This is a genomic window from Thermus brockianus (assembly GCF_001880325.1).
In the GTDB taxonomy this organism is placed as follows: Bacteria; Deinococcota; Deinococci; order Deinococcales; family Thermaceae; genus Thermus; species Thermus brockianus.
Genome location: NZ_CP016312.1, coordinates 1,723,405 through 1,741,399, shown reverse-complemented (window position 1 = coordinate 1,741,399; position 17,995 = coordinate 1,723,405). Strand labels below are relative to the sequence as shown.

Sequence of the window (17,995 nt, the reverse complement as noted above, 5' to 3'; positions counted from 1 at the left end):
AGTTTATCCCCCCATGCCGCCCCTAAAGCTTTCCCGCAAGCCGTCCCGCCAAAAGGGGCGCATACAAAAAGCCCGTGGAGCCCAAGCCCGTGAGGGCATACCCTCCCTCCACGGGAAAGAGGTAAGGAAGACCCTCCCCTTGAGCGGGAAGCCGGAAGCGGACTCCCCGCCAGGCGGAGGCCACCTGGGGCCGGTAGCCCACCAGGGCCTCCGCCCCCTCCAAAAGCCACGCCACCTCCCCCTCCGTGGGGGGCGGGGGGTCTGGGCCTTCCCCCTCGGGCAGGTAGCTTCCCCCAAGGGCGCTTCCCGCCAGGTAGACCCGGTAGCTTATGGCCCGGGGGAAGTAGTCCAAAAGGGTGAGGACCAGGCCCGGGACGTGCCGGCCCCCTAGGCCAAGGAGGTGCGCCCCCCGCCCGCCCCCGGCGTAGACCAGGATCTCGCCCCGCACCCTCTCCCCGCCCTCCAAGCAGAGGTAAGGGGGCTCCCAGGCCAAAACCCGCCCCTTTAGGAGGGGCACCCCTCGGGCCAGGCGCTCCAGGAGGGGCCTGGGCTCCAGCCAAAAGGCCTCTTCCAGCACCACGCCCCCGCCCTCCCAGCGGTGCCTAAGCCCCCCAAGCCGCTTGGCCACCTGGTCCCGTTCCCTTTCAGGCACCGGGCGGTAGACCTCGAGGTGAAGGGAAACAAAACGCCCATAGAAGGCGAGGGCAGCCTCCAAGGCCCTCTCCCCCTCCTCCGCCAGGGTGAAGCGCCGCCCCCTTAGGGGGTTCACCAAGGCCACGGGGGGGCGGCTCGCCTCCCCCAGGGCCTCCGCCACCACCAGCACGGAACGCCCCCCTTCCCAAAGGAGGCGGGCCAGGGTAAGCCCCGCCACCCCGGCCCCCAGGACCACCACCTCCGCTTCCCGCATCAAAAGCGAAACCCGTCCCCTTCCTTCCGGCAAAGCCCCCGGGCGGCCAGGCCTTCCAAAAGCGCCCGGGCCTCCCCTTCCCCCATATAGGGGAAGAGGTCTTTAGGGCGCAAGAAGCCGCCCCGCCGCCAGGCCTCCTTCATGGCAAGCCGCTCCAAAGCCGCTTGGGAAGGCCCTTGCGAAAGCATCCGCCCCTGCCAGCGGGCCACGCCCCAATAGCCTAAAAGCCCGGCACCCAAGGCCAGCCCCAGGCCCAAAGCGGAAAAGCCAAGGCCCGCCCACAGGAGGAGGAAAAAGGCCAAGGCGGTGCTTAGGGGAAGGACCCGGGCCACGCCGCCTCCTTAGGCCACCGGCAGGGGAATGGGCGCGGGCTCCCTCGCCCCCACCACCTCGCCGAAGAGGAGGTGGGGCGTGGCCTGCTTGATCTCCACCTGGTAAAGGCCTGGGGTGGGCGCTTGGGCAGCGGGGATGAGGACCGGGTGGTTCCCCCGGTCGTGCCCCTGGACAAAGCCCTCCTCCTTGGCCATGCCCCGCACCAGGACCTCCACGGTCTTCCCCACCCACTCCAGGTTGCGGCGGTAGCTCCACTCCTTCTGCTTCTCAATGAGGCGCTGGAGCCTTTCCACTTTTACCTCCCGGGGCAGGTCCTGGAAGTGCTTGTAGGCGGGGGTGCCGGGGCGGGGGGAGTAGATGAACATGTAGGCCTGGTCGTAGCCCACCTCGTCGTAAAGGGAGAGGGTTTCCTGGAAGTCCTCCTCGGTTTCCCCCGGGAAGCCCACGATGATATCGGTAGAAAGGACGGCATCGGGCAACAGCTCCCGGATGCGCCGGATCCTTTCCAGATAGTGGGCCCGGCGATACTCCCGGGCCATGCGCCTCAGCACCCGGTCCGAGCCCGACTGCACGGGGAGGTGGATGTAGCGGCAGATGGCGGGGGTTTCGGCGATGGCCTCGAGGATGTCGTCGGTGAAGTTCACCGGATGGCTCGTGAGGAACCGCACCCTGGGGATGCCCATCTGCCCCACCATGCGCAAAAGCTCGGCGAAGCTCGGGTAGCCTGGCTGGTCCTTGCCGTAGGAGTTCACGTTCTGGCCGAGGAGGGTGACCTCCACCACCCCCGCCTTTTTCAGAAGCTCAATCTCCTTCAGGATGAGGTCCGGGTGGCGGGAGACCTCGGGGCCCCGGGTGGTGGGGACGATGCAGTAGGTGCAGTGGTGGTTGCACCCGCGGATGATGCTCACGTGGGCGGAAAGGGCCCCCTTGGGAGGAGGGGGGATGTAGTCCAGGAGGTCGTCCCGGAAGGTGAGGTCAAAGAAGCGCTCGTTCTGCTTCAGGGCCTCGGGCAAGGAGGTGAGGGCCCCGGGGCCCAAGAGGATGTCCACGCCGAACTTCTTGGCCATCTGCTGGCCCTCGTCCAGCTGGGCCAGACAGCCCATCATGCCCACGAGGAGGCCTCGCCTCTCCTTCTCCTTGCGGAGCTGGCCCAAGAGGGAACGCACCTTCTCCACGGGCTTGCCCCGCACGGCGCAGGTGTTCACCAGGACGAAGTCCGCCTCCTCCACCGAGTCCACCAGCTCCCACCCCAGGCTCACCAGCTCGCTGGCCACCAGGTGGGAGTCGTACTCGTTCATCTGGCAACCGTAGGTAATGATGTGCGCGCGCATATGCCTCCTAGGGCTACCGGGGGGATCCCGGACCCTGCGCTCCCCAGTGTAGCAAGAAGGCCCGCCCGTGGGCGGGCCTCTCCAGGCACTGGTGGCGGCGGTGGGACTCGAACCCACGACACCACGATTATGAGGCCCCACAAAGGCCCAAAATCGCATCGGAGGGCTACAGAAGCCACTTCCCTTTGCCTCCCTGGAAGGACGGACACCCTACCCTTGCCGTCCTTATCTTACCACGCCCTTCCTAGGGAAGGCTTTCGCGAAACGCGCCTTTCGCGAAGATGGACCCCCTCCCCTGGTCTGGGGCTTACACTGGTATACTGGTATATCCCAAACCCGACAAAACCCGGAGAAACTTCGTCCCTAACGGGACTGGTATATCCCAAACCCGACAAAACCCGGAGAAACTTCGTCCCTAACGGGAAAAACCCCGCCGATTTTTCTCCGGGAACTTTTACCCCCAAACCCACAATCGTGTACCCGCTACACGGGTATACGGGTATACGGGTATATCCCAAACCCGACAAAACGCAAAAGAACCCCTTCCAGAACGGGACAAACCGCACCGATTTTTTCCTTAGACCCCTAGCCCTTTTAAAGAGGCTATCCCCTTTACCCCGGGGCGTTCTTCTTCCGGGGTCAACCCTTTCCCCTCGGGGGTTAGCTAGCGCCCTTCAGGGGGCGCCCCCCACGGCCCCGCTTATATCTTGGGCTATCCCCGTTGCCTAGATTTTGCTTTTCCGATTTTTCCAGGGGTCTAGCGTGCTTTCGCGTTCACCATGCACTTTAGTCCTTACGAACAGCGTGGTAAAATATGTGACAAAAGGGGGCTCAATGCCCCCGGGGAGGAAAACAACATGCTACCTGAGAACATTATATCAAAAAGCCTAAAACGGCGTCAACCCCGGTGGAAAAGGCGTTCGGAAGGGCGTCAAAATAGAATTGAATGCGGGGTAGAAAAGCGCAAAGAACGCGCCAAAGGGCGCTTGATACGCACCTATGTGTGGATCCACCTTTACAACCGCAAGAAGCCCAAGAAGCGCAAGAAGGCCCGCATTGACCCTATCCTTAAGGCCCGCGTCTATGACGAAGCCCTGCACTTTTGGGAAAGGTACGCCGCGCTAGACGTGGAGCACCACAACAACAGGATTGTTCCCGAGGTTCTACGAAGGCGGGTTATAAAAACCATCCCCTTCCACCGCCCCCGTTCCCAACCCCGGGCCCGCACCCCCCTCAACCTTAATGCCCCTTCTAATGGGCCTCCCGAGGATGAAGAGGACGACGAAAGCGGGGACGATGACGGGGAAGATGACCCGGCACCGCCGATAGCGCCCTCCCCCAAAAGGCGGCGGGGGCGTCCTCGGAAGTCCCGTCGCTTCCGGTCCCTTGCGAAACCCGCCACTTACAAGCGCCGCCGCGAAAAACTTGACGCGGTCGCCGAGGCCCTTGCGGGCCGGGGGGAGGCTATTTTCGCGACCCTCGTCCCCCCTGTTCCCCCTTCCGAGGAAGCCCGCCGCTTGGCCGCCGTCCCCCCTGAAGTGGGGCAAGCTTTCTCCGCCCTTGCCGGCCGTTTGCGCCGCGAAGGGGTGGCCTTCGCCCTGGTGGTGGAAACGCGGGCCGGGGATGGGGCCTTCTATCCCCATGCGCACCTAATCACCGAAGGGCTCCCCATTGCGCGCTTGCGCACCCTCGCCCGGCGTTCGGGCTTGGAACTGCGCCACGCCGAGGAACTGCAAAACCCCAAGGCCGCCGCCCGCTACCTGGCCAAGGCCGGCCAAAGGCGCCACTATGACGCCCTCCTTGGGGCGCGGGGCTTCTGGGCCTCCACGGGGCGCGAAGGCCGTTCCCCCAAGCGTTTCCCGGGGAAACAACCGGCCCTTCCCCAAGGACCCATCCCCTTGGCCCCCGGTGTGGTCGTGGTGGACCCCCCGAGGTTCCTGGCGGCTAACCTCCGGGGCCTCGAGTCCCCTTCGCCGGTGGTCCGCCAAGCCGCCCGCGATGCCCTGGAAAGCTTCTGCCAAGCCGTGGACCTACCCCCACCCCCCGACCTACGAAGGCTTAGCGCCCTTCTGGGGGTGGACCATGACCGCGCGGCCCTTTGCCCAGGACCTGGACTTTGGTAGGGCCGCCGAGAAAGACCCCCAAGTCCTGGCCCTTCTGGGCAAGCTTTACCCCGGATGCCCCATAGAACCCGCACCCTCAGACCTTGACCGGCGCGGCGTGGACCTGATAATCCGTCGCCCCCACTTTCCCATCCCCGTGCAAATCAAGCGCTACCGGGGCTCATTACACCCCCTGAAGCACGCCGCCGTGTTCCTGGAAACCACGGCAGACCTGGACAGGGGCACCCCGGGATGGCTTTGGACTTCCCCGGCGGAACTCCTCATCGTGGTCTACACCGATGGGCTTCTGGTCCTTCACTTGCCCACCCTTCGGGCTATTGCCGAAGCGAACAGGGCCCGATGGGGGGATTACCTTAGGGAAACCCGGACCGAGGGCTACGGGGGGCGCACCTGGATTAGCCTAGTCTGGCGCGTTCCCCTAGAAGAAGTGGAACCCGCCGTTCTAGATGTCCCGCAATAGCCCGAGGGCCGGTGCGACCTTCGCGTGTATCTCCTTAAGGTCCTTTTCCGCAAGCCGCACATAGTGGGCGGTCATGGCCGGGGACTTGTGCCCCATTAGGACCTGGAGGGCATAAGGGTTAATCCCGTTTTTCACCATGACCACCGCGGCCCCCCTACGGAAGGCATGCGGGGACTTATAGGGGACACCCGCCGCCCTAGCAAGCCGCCGTAGCATTTGCCGGACCGCATCGCTACTTATCGGCCTCCCCGTGGCGCTTAGGAATAGGGCATCGCTTGGGCTTTCCGGCCTTTCGTTCCTAAGGTAAGCCCAAACCGCCCTCCGCGTAGGGGGCGAAATGGGAAGCACTTGGTAGGCCCCGCCCTTGCGCCTTACCCTTATCCCTTCGGGCCGGAAGTCCTCAAGCCTAAGCCCCACAATCTCCCCTATCCGCGCGGCGGTATCCCAAAGCAAAAGCAGTATCGCTTTATCGCGGAAGGGGTGCCGCCCCCCATCCGCCGCCAGAAGCATCCTGCGTATCTCCCCGGGGCGCACCACCGCAAGGTCCGGGGGCGGGGCCTTGGGGGGCCTAATCCTGGCCGTAGGGTCATGCTCCAAAACACCCTCCCGCACAAGCCACCTAACAAACGCCCGCACCGCCCGGTAGCGGGCCACAACCCCGCCGGGGCTAAGCCCTTCCTCGTGGGAACGCGCCAGGAAAGCCCTAAGGTCCGAGGGCGCCAGGTCCTGCGCCCGCTTGTCCCCCACAATCCTAAGCATGCTATTCACCCCCTCCCGATAAAAGGCCAAGGTTCTGGGCGACAATCCCCGCGCCTTCCCGTCCTGCAGGAACACTCCAAGCCATTCCGAAAGCCTTTCCACACAACCCCCCTTGTGTTCGGTTTTGTACCCGGTTCATTCAGATGATTGTGTTCGGATGACGCGTCGGCAGGGGGGTGTCCGCCCGTTTCCGGAAAGGCGGGATTTTGGCGATAAGAAAGGCCCCGGGAAGAAGCTTCCCGGGGCACTGGTGGCGGCGGTGGGACTCGAACCCACGACACCACGATTATGAGTCGTGTGCTCTGACCACCTGAGCTACGCCGCCAAGGGCGCCAGGCAACCCCCATCTTAGAGGAGGCCACCCGGGCGGTCAAGCTCAAAAGGCCTGCACCGCCACGCCCTCCGCCTCCAAAGCCTCCCGCACCGCCTTCGCCACCTGGGGGGCGTTGGGGTTGTCCCCGTGGATGCAGAGGGTTTCGGCCCGCACCGCCACCTCTCCCCCGTCCAAGGCCTCCACCTTGCCCTCTAGGACCATGCGCACCGCCCGCCGCGCCGCCTCCTTAGGGTCGGTGATCCAGGACCCGGGGAGGGAGCGGGGGGCGAGCTGGCCGTTTTGCAGGTAGGCCCGCTCGGGGAAGCCCTCGAGGACCACCCTAAGCCCCACCCGCCGCGCCTCCTCCTCGTAGACCGTGCCGGGGAGGACCACCAGGGGTAGCCCCGGGTCAAAGGCCTTCACCGCCTCGGCGATGGCCCGGGCCGTCTCCCGGTCCCGGCAGGCCTTGAGGTAAAGGGCCCCATGGGGCTTCACGTGGTGGAGGGGAAGGCCTTCCGCCCGCAAGAAGGCATAAAGGGCCCCTATCTGGTAGAGGACGTCGGCATAGACCTCCTCGGGGCTTAGGGCCATCTCCCGGCGGCCGAAGCCCACCAGGTCGGGAAAGCCGGGGTGGGCCCCCACCGCCACCCCGTGGGTCTTGGCCAGGGCCACCCCCTCCCGCATGCGCGAAGGGCTTCCCCCGTGGAAACCGCAGGCCAGGTTCACCGAGCTCACCAAGGGGAAAAGCTCCCGGTCGTGCCCGTAGGCGTAGACCCCGTAGGACTCCCCCGCATCGGCGTTCAGGTCCACCCGCATACCCCTAGCCTAGCTCAAGGGGCGTAGCCCAGGGCCTCCAAGGCCGCTCGGACCCGGAAGGCCAAGAGGTCCTCGGGGCCATGGACCCCGTGCACGCGCTCGTAAACCCTGCGCTCCACCGGGACCCAGGCCAAAAGGGCGTGAAAGGGTTGGAGCAACTCCAACAAAAGCTTACCCCCGGCATAGAGGAGGAGGTCCGCCTTAAGGGCCAAGGCTTCCACCTCCTCCCGCCTCAAGGCCACGTGCCCCCTGGCCCTTTCCGGCAGGCGGGCGAGGAAAGCGTCCCCTTCGGCGAAGCTTGGGGCGGCCACGGAAACCTGGGCCAAGGGGCGGAGGAAGGGGGCCAAGGAAGGGCGCAAAGGGCCAAGCCAAAGGGCCTTGGCCCCGGGAAAGTGGGCGGAAAGGAAGCGCTCCAAAGCCACCCCTTCCGTGTACTGGCCCACGAGCCCCCCTAGCCCCACCGCCACCAGGTCCACGAGGCCCGCCTCCACCGCCTCCGCCTCGAGGCGCACCCCCTCCGGGGGCGGCAGGCCCTCGTCCAGGACCATCCCGGCAAAGCCCAGGGGGGCCAGGCAGGGAAGAAGGCGCCAAGGCGCCTCCCCCTCCACCGGGTAAGGGAAAAGGGGCAGGCGCAGGGCCACCACCTCGGCCAGGAAGCGGTCAAAAAAGGGGGTACCCTGATGGAGGAAGGCTACCGGCCGGGTTTTGTGGTACGCGGGCCACATAGGCTTTCTCCTACGCCGGGCGCAGGTCGGCGTACCTGAGGGAAAGGCGCTTGAGCCCCACCCCCTCAAAGTGCACCGTCACCTCGTCCCCCGCGGCCGCCACCACCACCCCGGGGCCAAACCGGGGGTGGACCACCTTCTCCCCGCCCTTGTAGGCCCCGGGCTTGGGCCGGTGGGGGGGCGGGATGGGCCCCGGGTTCCGGTAGGGGTCGTACACCTGGTAAAGCCCCTCGCCCACCTCCTCCAGGAAGCGGCTTGGCCTCGAGGCCTCCGTGCGGCCATAGACTTCCCGCTCCTCGGCATAGGAGAGGTAAAGCCTCTCCTGGGCCCGGGTAACCCCCACGTAGAACAGGCGGCGCTCCTCCTCCAGGCCCTCCAGGGTGTTTAAGGAGTTCCGGTGGGGCAGAAGCCCCTCCTCCACCCCCACCAGGAAGACCACGGGGAATTCCAGGCCCTTGGCGTTGTGGAGCGTCATGAGGGAGACCTTCCCCTCCGCCTCCCCCGGCTCCTCCGCCCGGGCCGTGAGAGCCACCTTGTCCAGGAATTCCATGAGGCTCTCCGCCTCCTTGGCCGCCCGCAGAAGCTCCTCCACGTTCTCCAGGCGGTCCTCGTGGTCCTCGGGGTAGGCCTCCTTAAGGTAGGCGGGGTAGTCGGTGGCGAGGAGGAGGTGTCGGAAAAAGGCCTCCGCCGGGCCAAAGGCCAGGTCCATGAGCTCCTCCATCAGGGCCACGAAGTGGCGCACGGGCTCGGGGCGGGGCAAAACGCCCTCCGCCTCCTTCAGGGCCTCAAAGAGGGGAAGCCCCTTCTCCTGGGCCAGACGGGCCACCTTCTCCACCGTGGCGGGGCCGATGCCCCGGGGCGGGGTGTTCAGGGTGCGCTTCAGGCTCACGCTGTCCAAGGGGTTCAGGGCCAGGCGGGCGTAGGCCAGGAGGTCCTTCACCTCCGCCCGCTCAAAGAAGCCCACCCCGCCCACCACCCGCGCCCCCACCCCCCGGCTCGCCAGGGCCTGCTCCAGGAGGCGGCTTTGGGCGTTGGTGCGGTAGAGGACGGCAAAGCGGTCAAAGGGAGGCCCTAGGCGCAGGATCTCCTCCGCCACGAAGCGGGCCTCCTCCCGGGCATCCCGGGCGCGGAAAAGCCGCACGGGCTCCCCTCCCCCCTTCACCGGCCTCAGGGTCTTCTCCAGGCGCAAGGCGTTCCTGACGATGACGGCGTTGGCGAAGCGCAGGATGGCCTCCGTGGACCGGTAGTTCTCCTCCAAGCGGTACACCCTGGCCCCCGGGAAGTCCTCCGTGAACTGGAGGATGTTCTTGATGTCCGCCGCCCGGAAGGAGTAGATGCCCTGGTCCGGGTCCCCCACCGCCATGAGGTTGGCCTCCTCCCCGGCGAGGAGCTTGGTGAAGCGGTACTGGACCGGGTTCGTGTCCTGGTACTCGTCCACGTGGATAAAGCGGGCCCGCTTCCGCACCCGCTTGAGCACCTCTTGGTCCTCTTCCAAGAGCCTCAGGGCGTAAAGGAGGATGTCCCCAAAGTCCAAGGCCCCTTGGGCCGCTAGGGCCTCCTGGTAGCGGCGGAGGACGTCCAGAAGCCTCCCCCGGGAAAGCCCGGCGTAGTACTCGGGAAGCTCGGAAAGGAGGGCCTCCGGGGCCTCCCCCCGGTTCTTGGCCCGGTCCAAGAGGCTTTTGATGGGGCCCGGCTTGGCGGAAAGGCCGAGCTCCTTGAGGACTTCCTTGAGGAGGGCCGTCTGGTCGTCCTCGTCGTAGACCACGAAGCCCGGCTTTAAACCCACCCGCTCCCCATAGACGCGGAGGATGCGCAGGGCGGCGGCGTGGAAGGTGGAAACCCAAACCTCCCCCGCCCCCTTGACCATGCCCTTAAGCCGTTCCCGCATCTCCTCCGCCGCCTTGTTGGTGAAGGTCACCGCCAGGATCTCCGTGGGGAAGACCCCCCGGTGGGCGATGAGGTAGGCCACCCGGTGGACCACGGTGCGGGTCTTGCCGCTACCCGCCCCCGCCACCACCAGGGCAGGGCCTTGGAAGTGGAGGACCGCCTGGCGCTGGGCCTCGTTCAAGGAGGAGAGGAGGGCCTCGTCCACGGGGTGGAGTCTACCACGGGGTAGACTTGGGAACATGGAGCTTCGTCCCACCCAAGAAGGCTTCCTGGGCGAGCTGGCCAAGGATTTCACCTTCGCCGCCCTGGCGCGCCTGGCGGCGGGCTTTGGCGAGCGCCTGAAGGGAGACGGCATAGGGCGGGTGGTGGTGGGCCACGATGCCCGCTTCCTGGCCCGGGAGATGGCGGAGGAGGCGGCGGGGGTGCTTTCGGCCCTCGGGCTGGAAACCTCCCTCCTTCCCGGGCCTTCCCCCCTCCCCCTTTTCGGCTTCGCCTTGGAGCGGGAGGGCGCGGCGGGGCTTTACCTCTCGGCGGGGCGGAGGCCCGCCCATTTCCAAGGGGTCAAGCTCCGCCTGGGCCCCGGGAAGCCCCTCCCTGGGCAGGAGGTACCCTTCCTAGATCCCCCGGCTGCCCGGGGAAGCTTCGCCACCCTGGACGTGAAGCGGGCCTACCAGGAGCACCTGGCGCAAAGCGCCGGGGGGGTGCCCAAGCGGAAGGGCGTGGTCTACCTGGACGCCATGGGGGGAGCGGGGGGCGGGGTTCTGCCCGGGGTGTGGAAGCTTTTGGGCCTCGAGGCCGAACTCCGGGAACTCCACCCCCTCCCCCACCCCCTCTTCTACGGGGTGGACCCGGACCCGAGGCCGGAGAACCTGAAAACCCTCCAGGTCCTCCTCAAGGCCCAAGAACCCCCCGCCCTGGGCCTGGCCCTGGACGGGGACGCCTGCCGGCTAAGGGTCTACCTCCCCGGGGCGGAGGCCTTGGGGGACGAGGCCGTCCTGGGACACCTTAAGGAGGCCCTGGGCGGCAAAGGGGTGGAGGGGGATGGGGAAGGGGGCTTCCGCTTCCCCTGGCACCTGAAGGAACCCGACCCCTTCCTCGCCGCCCTCCTCCTCCTGGGGGTCCTCCTATGAGGGAAATCCTGCCCGGCGTCTTTCTCCTCCCCGTCCCCATCCCGTACCCCTTGAAGACGGTGAACCTCTACCTCCTCAAGGGAAAGGGAGAGGTGGCCCTGGTGGACACCGCCCTCGCCACCCGCACCGCCCAAGGGAGCCTGGAGCTTTACCTGGCGGAGCTCGGGCTCTGCTTCCAGAACGTGAAGACGGTCCTCCTCACCCACCACCACCCGGACCATTACGGGCTTGCGGGCTTCTTTGAGGGCCTCGGGGCGAGGGTGTACCTGCATGCAGAGGAGCTAGGCCGGGGCCACCGTTTCTGGCTCACCCCCGAGGCCTTTGAGGAGGCCTCCTGGCGGCTTTTCCTGGACCACGGCACCCCCGAGGAGGCCCTCTTGGGCATCCGGGAAACCATGGCCAAGACCCGCGAAAGGGTCCACCCGCCCAAGGAGCCCCTGGCCCTCGAGGACGGGGCGGTCTTGGAGGTGGCGGGGAGGAGGCTTAGGGCCATCTGGACCCCGGGCCACGCCGACGGGCACGTGGCCTTCTACCTGGAGGAGGAAGGGGTCCTCCTGGCAGGGGACGCCCTTTTGGACCACGTCTCCCCCAACGTGGGCCTTTGGGCCTACACCCGGGAAAACCCCCTTAAGGACTTCCTGAACTCCCTCAGGCGCCTGGCCGAGCTCCCCGTCCGGGTGGCCCACGCCGGGCACTTCGGCCCCATAGGGAACGTCAAGGGGCGGGCGCAAGAACTCCTCGCCCACCACCAGGAGCGCCTCCAAGCCCTCCTCACGTACCTGGAAGGCCCCAAAACCGCCTGGGAGCTCTCCCTCCTCCTCTTCCCCCAGGACCTGGACGCCGCCGGCCGCCGCTTCGCCTTCGCCGAAACCCTCGCCCACCTGGAGTACCTGCGGGCGGAAGGCACGGTGGGGCGGGAAGGCCCCCCGTACCGCTACTTCCGGGTTTAACGCCCCTTGCCCCGGCGAGGGCGGGGCGGTAAACTTTGACCCGGTTCAAGGAGGTGCCATGCATCCTTGGTATGCGCACTACGATCCCGGGGTCCCCAAGGAGGCCCCCACGCCCCGGCTCCTGACCGAAGCCCTGCGGGAAAACGCCCGCCGCTACCCCAAGAAGGTGGCCTTGGAGTTCCTGGGGCGAAGTCTTTCCTATGCCGCCCTCTTTCGCGAGGTGGAGGCCTTTGCCAAAGGGCTCCAGGAGGCGGGGCTTAGGCCTGGGGAACGGGTAGCCATCATGCTCCCCAACTCCCCCCAGTTCGTGGTGGCCTTCTTCGGCACCCTCTTGGCGGGGGCGTGGCGGTGAACACCAACCCCATGTACACCCCCAGGGAGCTCCGGCACCAGCTTCGGGACTCCGGGGCCAAGGCCCTGGTGATCCTGGACCAGCTCCTTCCCCGCTACCAAGAGGTGAAGGGGGAAGCCCCGGTGGAAATCCTGGTGCGCACGGGCATCCAGGACTACCTCCCCTTCCCCAAGAACCTCCTCTACCCCCTCATGCTCAAGCGCAAGGGGCAGTGGCCCCAATCCTTGGAGGGCATTCCCTGGCGGCGCTTCCTAAAACCCGGAACCCCTAGCCCCGTGCCCCTTAGCCTGGACGACCTGGCCCTTTTGCAGTACACCGGGGGCACCACCGGGGTGGCCAAGGGGGCCATGCTCACCCACCGCAACCTCTCCTCCAACGCCCTGCAGGTGCGGTCTTGGATCCCCGACTTTCGGGAAGGGGAAGAGGTGGTCCTTGGGGCTATCCCCTTCTTCCACGTCTACGGCATGACCGTGGCCATGAACCTGGCCCTCCTGGGGGCGGCCAAGCTGGTCCTCCTTCCCCGCCCGGAGATCGGCCCCATCGTGGAGGCCATTGAGAAGCACCAGGTCACCCTCTTCCCCGGGGTGCCCACCCTGTACGTGGCCTTCAACAACTTCCCCGGGATTGAGAAGCGCAACCTGAGGAGCGTCCGGGCCTGCATCTCCGGCTCCGCCCCCCTCCCCCTCGAGGTGGCGGAGCGGTTTGAGGCCCTCACCGGGGCCAAGCTGGTGGAGGGGTATGGGCTCACCGAGGCCAGCCCCGTCACCCACTGCAACCCCCTTCACGGCCCAAGAAAGCTCGGGAGCGTGGGCCTCCCCTTCCCCGGGGTGGAGGCCAAGGTGGTGGACGAGGAGGGCAAGGAGGTCCCCTTGGGCGAGGTGGGCGAGCTCATCGTCAAGGGCCCCAACGTCATGAAAGGCTACTGGAACCGCCCCGAGGAAACCCAAAAGGCCCTCAAGGACGGCTGGCTCTACACCGGCGACATGGCCCGCATGGACGAGGACGGCTACTTCTACATCGTGGACCGCAAAAAGGACATGATCATCGCCGGCGGCTACAACATCTACCCCCGCGAGGTGGAAGAGGTCCTCTACACCCACGAGGCCGTCCAGGAAGCCGCCGTGGTGGGCGTCCCTGACCCCTACCGCGGGGAAACCGTGGCCGCCTTCCTCGTCCTCAAACCCGAGTACCGGGGCAAGGTGACGGAAAAGGACATAGAGGCCTTCTGCCGCCAACACCTGGCCGCCTACAAGGTGCCCCGCATCATCGTCTTCCGCGATAGCCTCCCCAAGTCCAGCGTGGGGAAGATCCTGAAGCGGGAACTCACCAAAGAGGTGGGGCCAAGGCGGTAGGATGGGCCCATGGGCAAGGTTTACAAGAAGGTGGAGCTGGTGGGGACGAGCGGGGAGGGCCTCGAGGCGGCCATCCAAAGGGCTTTGGAGCGGGCGCAGAAGACCCTCCGCCACCTGGACTGGTTTGAGGTCAAGGAAATCCGGGGGACCATCGGCCCGCAAGGGGTTAAGGAGTACCAGGTGGTGCTGGAGGTGGGCTTCCGCCTGGAGGAGTAATCGCTTCCGCTTCTAGAACGCATACCCCTTTACAAACCCTCACTCAAGAGATATGCTAAGGGCAAGGGGGTGAAGGGGTATGAGCGCCACCGGTCTGGAGGTCTTTGACACCACCCTCCACAAGACCCACACCTGGCTCAAGGCCATCATGCAGGAGCTGGGCACGGAGGACCGGCACCGGGCCTACATGGCCCTCCGGGCCGTCCTCCACGCCCTTCGGGACCGCCTGCCCGTGGAGGAGGTAGCCCAGCTTGGGGCCCAGCTCCCCATGCTCATCCGGGGCATCTACTACGAGGGTTGGGACCCCACGGGCAAGCCCCTAAAGGAGCGGCACAAGGAGGAGTTCTTGGCCCACGTGGCCCGGGAGCTCAAAACCCCTTCCGGCCCAGCGATGGACCCCGAAGCGGCGGTGAAGGCGGTGTTCAAAGTCCTTGGGCAAAAGGTGGTGGAAGGGGAGATAGAGGACGTCCGCCGACTCCTTCCCAAGGAGCTAAGGGAGCTCTGGCCCGAAGGCTAGGGCAGAGCCCCCCAGTCGGGGGGGTTTAGTCCAGAACAAAGCGGTCCTCCGTCTCGTGCAGGCGCACCCGGTGGACGATCCGCTGGTCCTGGGCCCCATTGGGCTCGGTCATGGCTACCACGGTGACGTAGGGGCGCAAGGGGCTTCGCAAGACCTTCTTGGTGAGGGTCTCCTCCACCTGGAAGATGCCCGCGGAGTTGTTCATGGTCACCTGGATCTCCACGGGGACCTTCTCGCCCTTTAGGATGCGCACCTCGTCCACCGCTAGGGCGCTGATGGAGTGAATGTCAATGCTCCCCAGGGCAAAAGCCTTCCGGCCCCGGCCCTTGGTGATGTCCGTGCCGTCGGCCACGGCGGTGATGCCCGCCTCTATGGTGAGGGGTTCGGGGGCGAGGTCGTGGCTGTAGATGCTGTGGAGCATCAAGGCCCTTAAGGCGGTGCGTTGCTCGGGGTCCGGGTAGATCCTCTCCAGAATACGGTTCAGGATGGGCAGGGCCAAGGACACCCCAAAGGCCTCGTGGTGGTCCCGGTGTACCTGGTTGCCCAGGTCGTGGAGCATGGTGGAGAGGAGGACCACCACGTAGGCGTCCTCCAGCTCCCCCGCCCCCGATTCCAGGGTGTCCAGGCGCACCCCCGCCTCGGCCAAAAGGCCCAGGATGGCCACGCTGGCCGCCCCGGTGAGGAGGGCGTGGACCCGGCCGTGGTCGTTGTAGCCCAGCTTGCGCATGGTGATGTAGTTGGCCATGTTCCAACCGGCCCGGGCCTCGGGGTCTTGGATCAAGAGCTCGTAAGCCCTAAGCGCCTTGGGAAAAGGCTTTAAGCGCTCCCGGATGGCCTGGTCGGCCTCGGCGTAGAGCTTGGCCTTGGGGCTGGCTACGTGGACCACGCGGTCTCCCGTCATGGGCACCCCTCACCTTACACCGGGCCTTGGGGAAGAAAAGGGACTCACTCCCCCTTGAATTCCGGCGCCCGCTTTTCCAGGAAGGCCCGCACCCCTTCCTTCATGTCCTCGGTGGCGGCGGCGTAGCCGAAGAGGTCCGCCTCTATCTCCAACGCCTCCGCCAGATCCAGCCCCTCCCCCCGCACCACGCTCTCCTTGGCCAGGGCCAGGGCGATGGGGGCGTTTTTGAGGATGCTCTGGGCAAGCCGCTTGGCCTCTTCCAGGGCGTCCTCCCCCACCCGGTTGACCAAGCCCAACTGGAGGGCCTCCTCCGCCTCCACGTGCCGCCCGGTGAAGATGAGGTCCAAGGCCCGCCCCCGGCCGATGAGCCGGGGCAGGCGCTGGGTGCCCCCAAAGCCGGGGATGAGCCCCAGGCCCACCTCGGGAAGGCCCAGCTTGGCCCCCTTGGCCGCCACCCGGAGGTCGCAAGCCAGGGCGAGCTCCAGCCCGCCCCCCAAGGCGTACCCGTGGATGGCGGCGATGGTGGGTATGGGCAAGGCGGCGATCTCGGCGAAGACCTGCTGGCCCAAAAGGGCGTACTCCCGGGCCATGAAGGGGTCTTTAAGGGCGGCGATCTCCTTGAGGTCCGCCCCGGCGGCGAACGCCCTCCCCTCCCCCGTGAAGATGGCCACCCGGGCCTCGGGGTCTTGGTGGATGACCTCCGCCACCTGGGCGAGCTCCTCCAGCACCTCTCGGGAGAGGGCGTTGAGGGCCTCGGGCCGCCTAAGGGTTACCAGGGCGATATTCCCCTCCACCTCGTAGGTGAGGTGCTGGAACTCGGGGATTTCCAGGATGAACTCGTGCTCGTGTTCGTGCTCCATGCTACACCTCCAACAAGGCCAATAGGGCCACCTCCACCATACGCCTTATCCCCTCCTGGAGCACCTCGGGCGGGGCGAGTTCGGGGTCGCCAATCCTGTTGGAAACCGTAAGGATAGCCCCCGCCTTCACCCCCCGCATCCGGCCCAGGAGGAAGAGGGCGCTCGCCTCCATCTCAAAGGCCAAGACCCCAAAGCGGCTCCACGCGCGGGCCGCCTCGGGGGTGGTGGCGTAAAAGGCGTCCTCGGTGGCCACCAGGCCCACGTGGTGGGGGTAGCCCCGCTCCTCCGCCTTGGCCCAAAGGGCGCGGAAGAGGGAAGGGTCGGGCACGGGGGCGTAAGGAAGCCCCCCAAGGTACTGACGGGTGGCCCCGTCCAGGGGCACCGCCCCCTGGGCGATCACCAAATCCCCAGGGGCCAAGGCCCCATCCACCGCCCCGCAGGTGCCCACCCGGAGGAGAACCCGGGCCCCAAGCTGCACCAGCTCCTCCGCCACGATGCTCGCGGAAGGAGCCCCCATCCCCGTGGTCTGGACGGAGATGGGCACCCCACGGTAGCGCCCCGTGTAGCCCAAAAGCCCCCGGTGGGTGTTGTAGACCACGGGTTCATCCAAAAACGTCTTGGCGATCCATTCCGCCCGGCCCGGGTCCCCGGGAAGGAGTACCCGTTCCGCCACATCCCCGGGTTTTCCCCGCACGTGGATGGGACTCATACCGCCTAAGGATACTACAGCCTGAGGGCGGGAAGCCCTTCCACCAGGGCCTCGTCGTGGGTGGCGAGGACCAGGGCCGCCCCCACCTCCCCCGCCAAGGCGCGCATGAGGGCCAAGGCCTCCCGGGCTTGGTGGCGGTCCAGGCTCGCCGTGGGCTCGTCCGCCAGGAGGAGCTTGGGCTTGAGGTAGAGGGCCCGGGCCACCGCCACCCGTTGCCTCTCGCCCCCGGAAAGCCGCTGGGGCAGGAAGTGGGCCCGCCCCCCAAGCCCCAGGCGCTCCAGGAGGCAAAGGCCCCAGGCCCGGTCCACCCATCCCGCCAAGTACCCGGGGGCCAGGACGTTCTCCAAGGCGGTGAGTTCGGGAAAGAGGAAGTGGTGCTGGAAGACAAGGCCCAAAAAGCGGAGCCTGCGCCGGGCGAGGGCTTCTTCCTTTAGCTCCCGAATGGGCGTCCCTTCCCAGCACACCTCTCCCTCCTGCAAGGGGAGAAGCCCGGCGAGGAGGTGGAGGAGGGTGGTCTTGCCGCTTCCCGAAGGCCCAAGCACGGCCAGGACCTCCCCGGGCCCCAGCCGCAAGGAAATCCCCCGGAAAAGGGGGCCATCGGCGTAGGCGAAGCCGAGGTTTTGGGCCTCGAGGACCGGGCGCACCCTCTCATCCTCTAGGCAAAAGATGAAGCTTCGGTTAGAGTGGGACCGATGCGGGGAAGCCCCTTGTTCCAGGACCTGGCCCCGGAGGAGGTGGCGCTCGCCCACTCCTACTTCCAGCCCCTTTTCTTCCCCAAGGGGAAGACCATCTTCCAGCAGGGGGACCTGGGCCAAGCCCTTTACCTGGTGGAGGCGGGGCGGGTGCGGCTCTACCGCACCCACCTGGGCGGGCAGGAGAAGACCCTGGGCTTCCTAGGCCCCGGGGAGGTCTTCGGGGAGATGAGCCTCCTAGACCCAGAGGAAAGGAGCGCCAGCGCCGAAGCCGAGGAGGACGCCCACCTCCTCGCCCTCTACCGGGAAAGCTACCTGGCCCTCATCCGCCGCCTACCCCTCTTGGCCCACAACCTCGCCCGCATCCTGGCCCGGCGCCTGAGGGAACTCAACGTGGAGATGGACCTCCTCGCCTTTGAAGAGGCGCAAAGCCGGGTGGCCTACGCCCTCCTCAAGCTCCACCGCCAGGGGCACGGACCCCGCTTCCGCCTGCGCCACCAGGACCTGGCGGCCCTGGCGGGGGCGAGCCGGGAAACGGTGACCCGGGTCCTGCACGACCTAAAGGACAAGGGCATCCTGGCCCTGGCCCCGGGGGAGGTGGAGGTGCGGGACTTTCGGCTCCTGGAAGAGGTGGCCTTCGGCCTTATCTAGGGGAGGTGCGC

18 protein-coding genes, 1 tRNA gene and 1 pseudogene are annotated in these 17,995 nt (G+C 66.8%); 8 read left to right on the top strand and 12 right to left on the bottom strand.

Annotation, left to right across the window (positions count from 1 at the left end; genetic code table 11):
• Positions 1-22 precede the first annotated feature (22 nt).
• From A0O31_RS09395 to miaB, 3 genes are read right to left on the bottom strand one after another with little or no spacing between them, the layout of a single operon-like run.
• A complete protein-coding gene (locus tag A0O31_RS09395; RefSeq protein ID WP_071677624.1) occupies positions 23-910 on the bottom strand; it encodes an FAD-dependent oxidoreductase in 888 nt (295 codons plus the stop codon).
• Positions 907-1,239: a hypothetical protein gene (locus A0O31_RS09390; protein ID WP_071677623.1), complete on the bottom strand. Its 333-nt coding sequence runs from the start codon at positions 1,237-1,239 to the stop codon at positions 907-909. The genes A0O31_RS09395 and A0O31_RS09390 overlap by 4 nt, the downstream gene beginning before the upstream one ends.
• Positions 1,240-1,248: 9 nt before the next feature.
• Complete coding sequence (miaB, locus tag A0O31_RS09385; protein WP_071677622.1) at positions 1,249-2,571, bottom strand: tRNA (N6-isopentenyl adenosine(37)-C2)-methylthiotransferase MiaB; 1,323 nt, start codon at positions 2,569-2,571, stop codon at positions 1,249-1,251.
• A gap of 1,517 nt (positions 2,572-4,088) precedes the next feature.
• Here miaB and A0O31_RS12735 point away from each other — a divergent pair.
• Together A0O31_RS12735 and A0O31_RS09375 are read left to right on the top strand one after the other, a co-directional pair.
• On the top strand, positions 4,089-4,694 hold the full coding sequence (locus A0O31_RS12735; RefSeq protein WP_152024428.1) for a hypothetical protein: 606 nt from the start codon (positions 4,089-4,091) through the stop codon (positions 4,692-4,694).
• On the top strand, positions 4,654-5,154 hold the full coding sequence (locus A0O31_RS09375; protein WP_071677620.1) for a hypothetical protein: 501 nt from the start codon (positions 4,654-4,656) through the stop codon (positions 5,152-5,154). The genes A0O31_RS12735 and A0O31_RS09375 overlap by 41 nt, the downstream gene beginning before the upstream one ends.
• Here the strand turns inward: A0O31_RS09375 and A0O31_RS09370 are convergent.
• From A0O31_RS09370 to A0O31_RS09350, 5 genes are all read right to left on the bottom strand, one after another.
• On the bottom strand, positions 5,137-5,988 hold the full coding sequence (locus A0O31_RS09370) for a tyrosine-type recombinase/integrase (protein WP_237259046.1): 852 nt from the start codon (positions 5,986-5,988) through the stop codon (positions 5,137-5,139). The two genes, A0O31_RS09375 and A0O31_RS09370, sit on opposite strands and share 18 nt — an antisense overlap.
• Positions 5,989-6,161: 173 nt before the next feature.
• Positions 6,162-6,238 (bottom strand) — tRNA-Met (locus tag A0O31_RS09365).
• Positions 6,239-6,289: 51 nt separating this feature from the next.
• On the bottom strand, positions 6,290-7,042 hold the full coding sequence (locus A0O31_RS09360) for a LamB/YcsF family protein (RefSeq protein ID WP_071677618.1): 753 nt from the start codon (positions 7,040-7,042) through the stop codon (positions 6,290-6,292).
• 14 nt (positions 7,043-7,056) lie between these two features.
• Positions 7,057-7,767 carry a hypothetical protein gene (locus A0O31_RS12915; protein WP_071677617.1) on the bottom strand — a complete coding sequence of 237 codons (711 nt, stop codon included), beginning with the start codon at positions 7,765-7,767 and terminating at the stop codon, positions 7,057-7,059.
• A gap of 10 nt (positions 7,768-7,777) precedes the next feature.
• Positions 7,778-9,859, bottom strand: a complete 2,082-nt coding sequence (locus tag A0O31_RS09350; RefSeq protein WP_152024427.1) for an ATP-dependent helicase — start codon at positions 9,857-9,859, stop codon at positions 7,778-7,780.
• 34 nt (positions 9,860-9,893) lie between these two features.
• Here A0O31_RS09350 and A0O31_RS09345 point away from each other — a divergent pair, with 34 nt between their 5' ends.
• The 5 genes and pseudogenes from A0O31_RS09345 (at position 9,894) to A0O31_RS09325 (ending at position 14,171) form a co-directional block, all read left to right on the top strand.
• Positions 9,894-10,784, top strand: coding sequence for a phosphohexomutase domain-containing protein (locus A0O31_RS09345; protein ID WP_071677615.1), 891 nt, complete (start codon positions 9,894-9,896; stop codon positions 10,782-10,784).
• Positions 10,781-11,734 (top strand): MBL fold metallo-hydrolase, encoded by a 954-nt coding sequence (locus A0O31_RS09340; protein ID WP_071677614.1) that lies wholly within the window; start codon positions 10,781-10,783, stop codon positions 11,732-11,734. The genes A0O31_RS09345 and A0O31_RS09340 overlap by 4 nt, the downstream gene beginning before the upstream one ends.
• 58 nt (positions 11,735-11,792) lie before the next feature.
• Positions 11,793-13,438: pseudogene (locus A0O31_RS09335) on the top strand (long-chain-fatty-acid--CoA ligase).
• 9 nt (positions 13,439-13,447) lie between these two features.
• Entirely contained in the window at positions 13,448-13,654 is a 207-nt protein-coding gene (locus A0O31_RS09330; protein WP_071677613.1) for a dodecin, read from the top strand.
• Between the two features lie 79 nt (positions 13,655-13,733).
• The gene (locus A0O31_RS09325; protein ID WP_071677612.1) at positions 13,734-14,171 is read left to right on the top strand and encodes a DUF2267 domain-containing protein; all 438 of its coding nucleotides are present in this window, start codon (positions 13,734-13,736) and stop codon (positions 14,169-14,171) included.
• 25 nt (positions 14,172-14,196) lie between these two features.
• On the opposite strand, the gene A0O31_RS09320 is transcribed toward A0O31_RS09325, so the two are convergent.
• From A0O31_RS09320 to A0O31_RS09305, 4 genes are read right to left on the bottom strand one after another with little or no spacing between them, the layout of a single operon-like run.
• Positions 14,197-15,072 (bottom strand): phosphohydrolase, encoded by an 876-nt coding sequence (locus tag A0O31_RS09320; protein WP_071677611.1) that lies wholly within the window; start codon positions 15,070-15,072, stop codon positions 14,197-14,199.
• A 44-nt stretch (positions 15,073-15,116) separates the two neighbouring features.
• Positions 15,117-15,932: an enoyl-CoA hydratase/isomerase family protein gene (locus tag A0O31_RS09315; RefSeq protein WP_071677610.1), complete on the bottom strand. Its 816-nt coding sequence runs from the start codon at positions 15,930-15,932 to the stop codon at positions 15,117-15,119.
• 1 nt (position 15,933) lies between these two features.
• Positions 15,934-16,641, bottom strand: coding sequence for a phosphorylase family protein (locus A0O31_RS09310; protein WP_071677609.1), 708 nt, complete (start codon positions 16,639-16,641; stop codon positions 15,934-15,936).
• A gap of 14 nt (positions 16,642-16,655) precedes the next feature.
• A complete protein-coding gene (locus tag A0O31_RS09305; protein ID WP_071677964.1) occupies positions 16,656-17,285 on the bottom strand; it encodes an ABC transporter ATP-binding protein in 630 nt (209 codons plus the stop codon).
• Between the two features lie 48 nt (positions 17,286-17,333).
• On the opposite strand from A0O31_RS09305, the gene A0O31_RS09300 reads away from it, so the two are divergent.
• Positions 17,334-17,984: a Crp/Fnr family transcriptional regulator gene (locus tag A0O31_RS09300; protein ID WP_071677608.1), complete on the top strand. Its 651-nt coding sequence runs from the start codon at positions 17,334-17,336 to the stop codon at positions 17,982-17,984.
• The last annotated feature ends 11 nt before the right edge of the window (positions 17,985-17,995 follow it).

Excerpts from the sequence above, each read along its gene's own strand:
- A0O31_RS09345 (WP_071677615.1), top strand. The coding sequence starts at position 9,894 with ATGGAGCTTCGTCCCACCCAAGAAGGCTTCCTGGGCGAGCTGGCCAAG.
- A0O31_RS09320 (WP_071677611.1), bottom strand. The coding sequence starts at position 15,072 with ATGACGGGAGACCGCGTGGTCCACGTAGCCAGCCCCAAGGCCAAGCTC.
- miaB (WP_071677622.1), bottom strand. The coding sequence starts at position 2,571 with ATGCGCGCGCACATCATTACCTACGGTTGCCAGATGAACGAGTACGAC.
- A0O31_RS09375 (WP_071677620.1), top strand. The coding sequence starts at position 4,654 with ATGACCGCGCGGCCCTTTGCCCAGGACCTGGACTTTGGTAGGGCCGCC.
- A0O31_RS09360 (WP_071677618.1), bottom strand. The coding sequence starts at position 7,042 with ATGCGGGTGGACCTGAACGCCGATGCGGGGGAGTCCTACGGGGTCTAC.
- A0O31_RS12915 (WP_071677617.1), bottom strand. The coding sequence starts at position 7,767 with ATGTGGCCCGCGTACCACAAAACCCGGCCGGTAGCCTTCCTCCATCAG.
- A0O31_RS09340 (WP_071677614.1), top strand. The coding sequence starts at position 10,781 with ATGAGGGAAATCCTGCCCGGCGTCTTTCTCCTCCCCGTCCCCATCCCG.
- A0O31_RS09310 (WP_071677609.1), bottom strand. The coding sequence starts at position 16,641 with ATGAGTCCCATCCACGTGCGGGGAAAACCCGGGGATGTGGCGGAACGG.
- A0O31_RS09315 (WP_071677610.1), bottom strand. The coding sequence starts at position 15,932 with ATGGAGCACGAACACGAGCACGAGTTCATCCTGGAAATCCCCGAGTTC.
- A0O31_RS09325 (WP_071677612.1), top strand. The coding sequence starts at position 13,734 with ATGAGCGCCACCGGTCTGGAGGTCTTTGACACCACCCTCCACAAGACC.
- A0O31_RS09300 (WP_071677608.1), top strand. The coding sequence starts at position 17,334 with ATGCGGGGAAGCCCCTTGTTCCAGGACCTGGCCCCGGAGGAGGTGGCG.
- A0O31_RS09330 (WP_071677613.1), top strand. The coding sequence starts at position 13,448 with ATGGGCAAGGTTTACAAGAAGGTGGAGCTGGTGGGGACGAGCGGGGAG.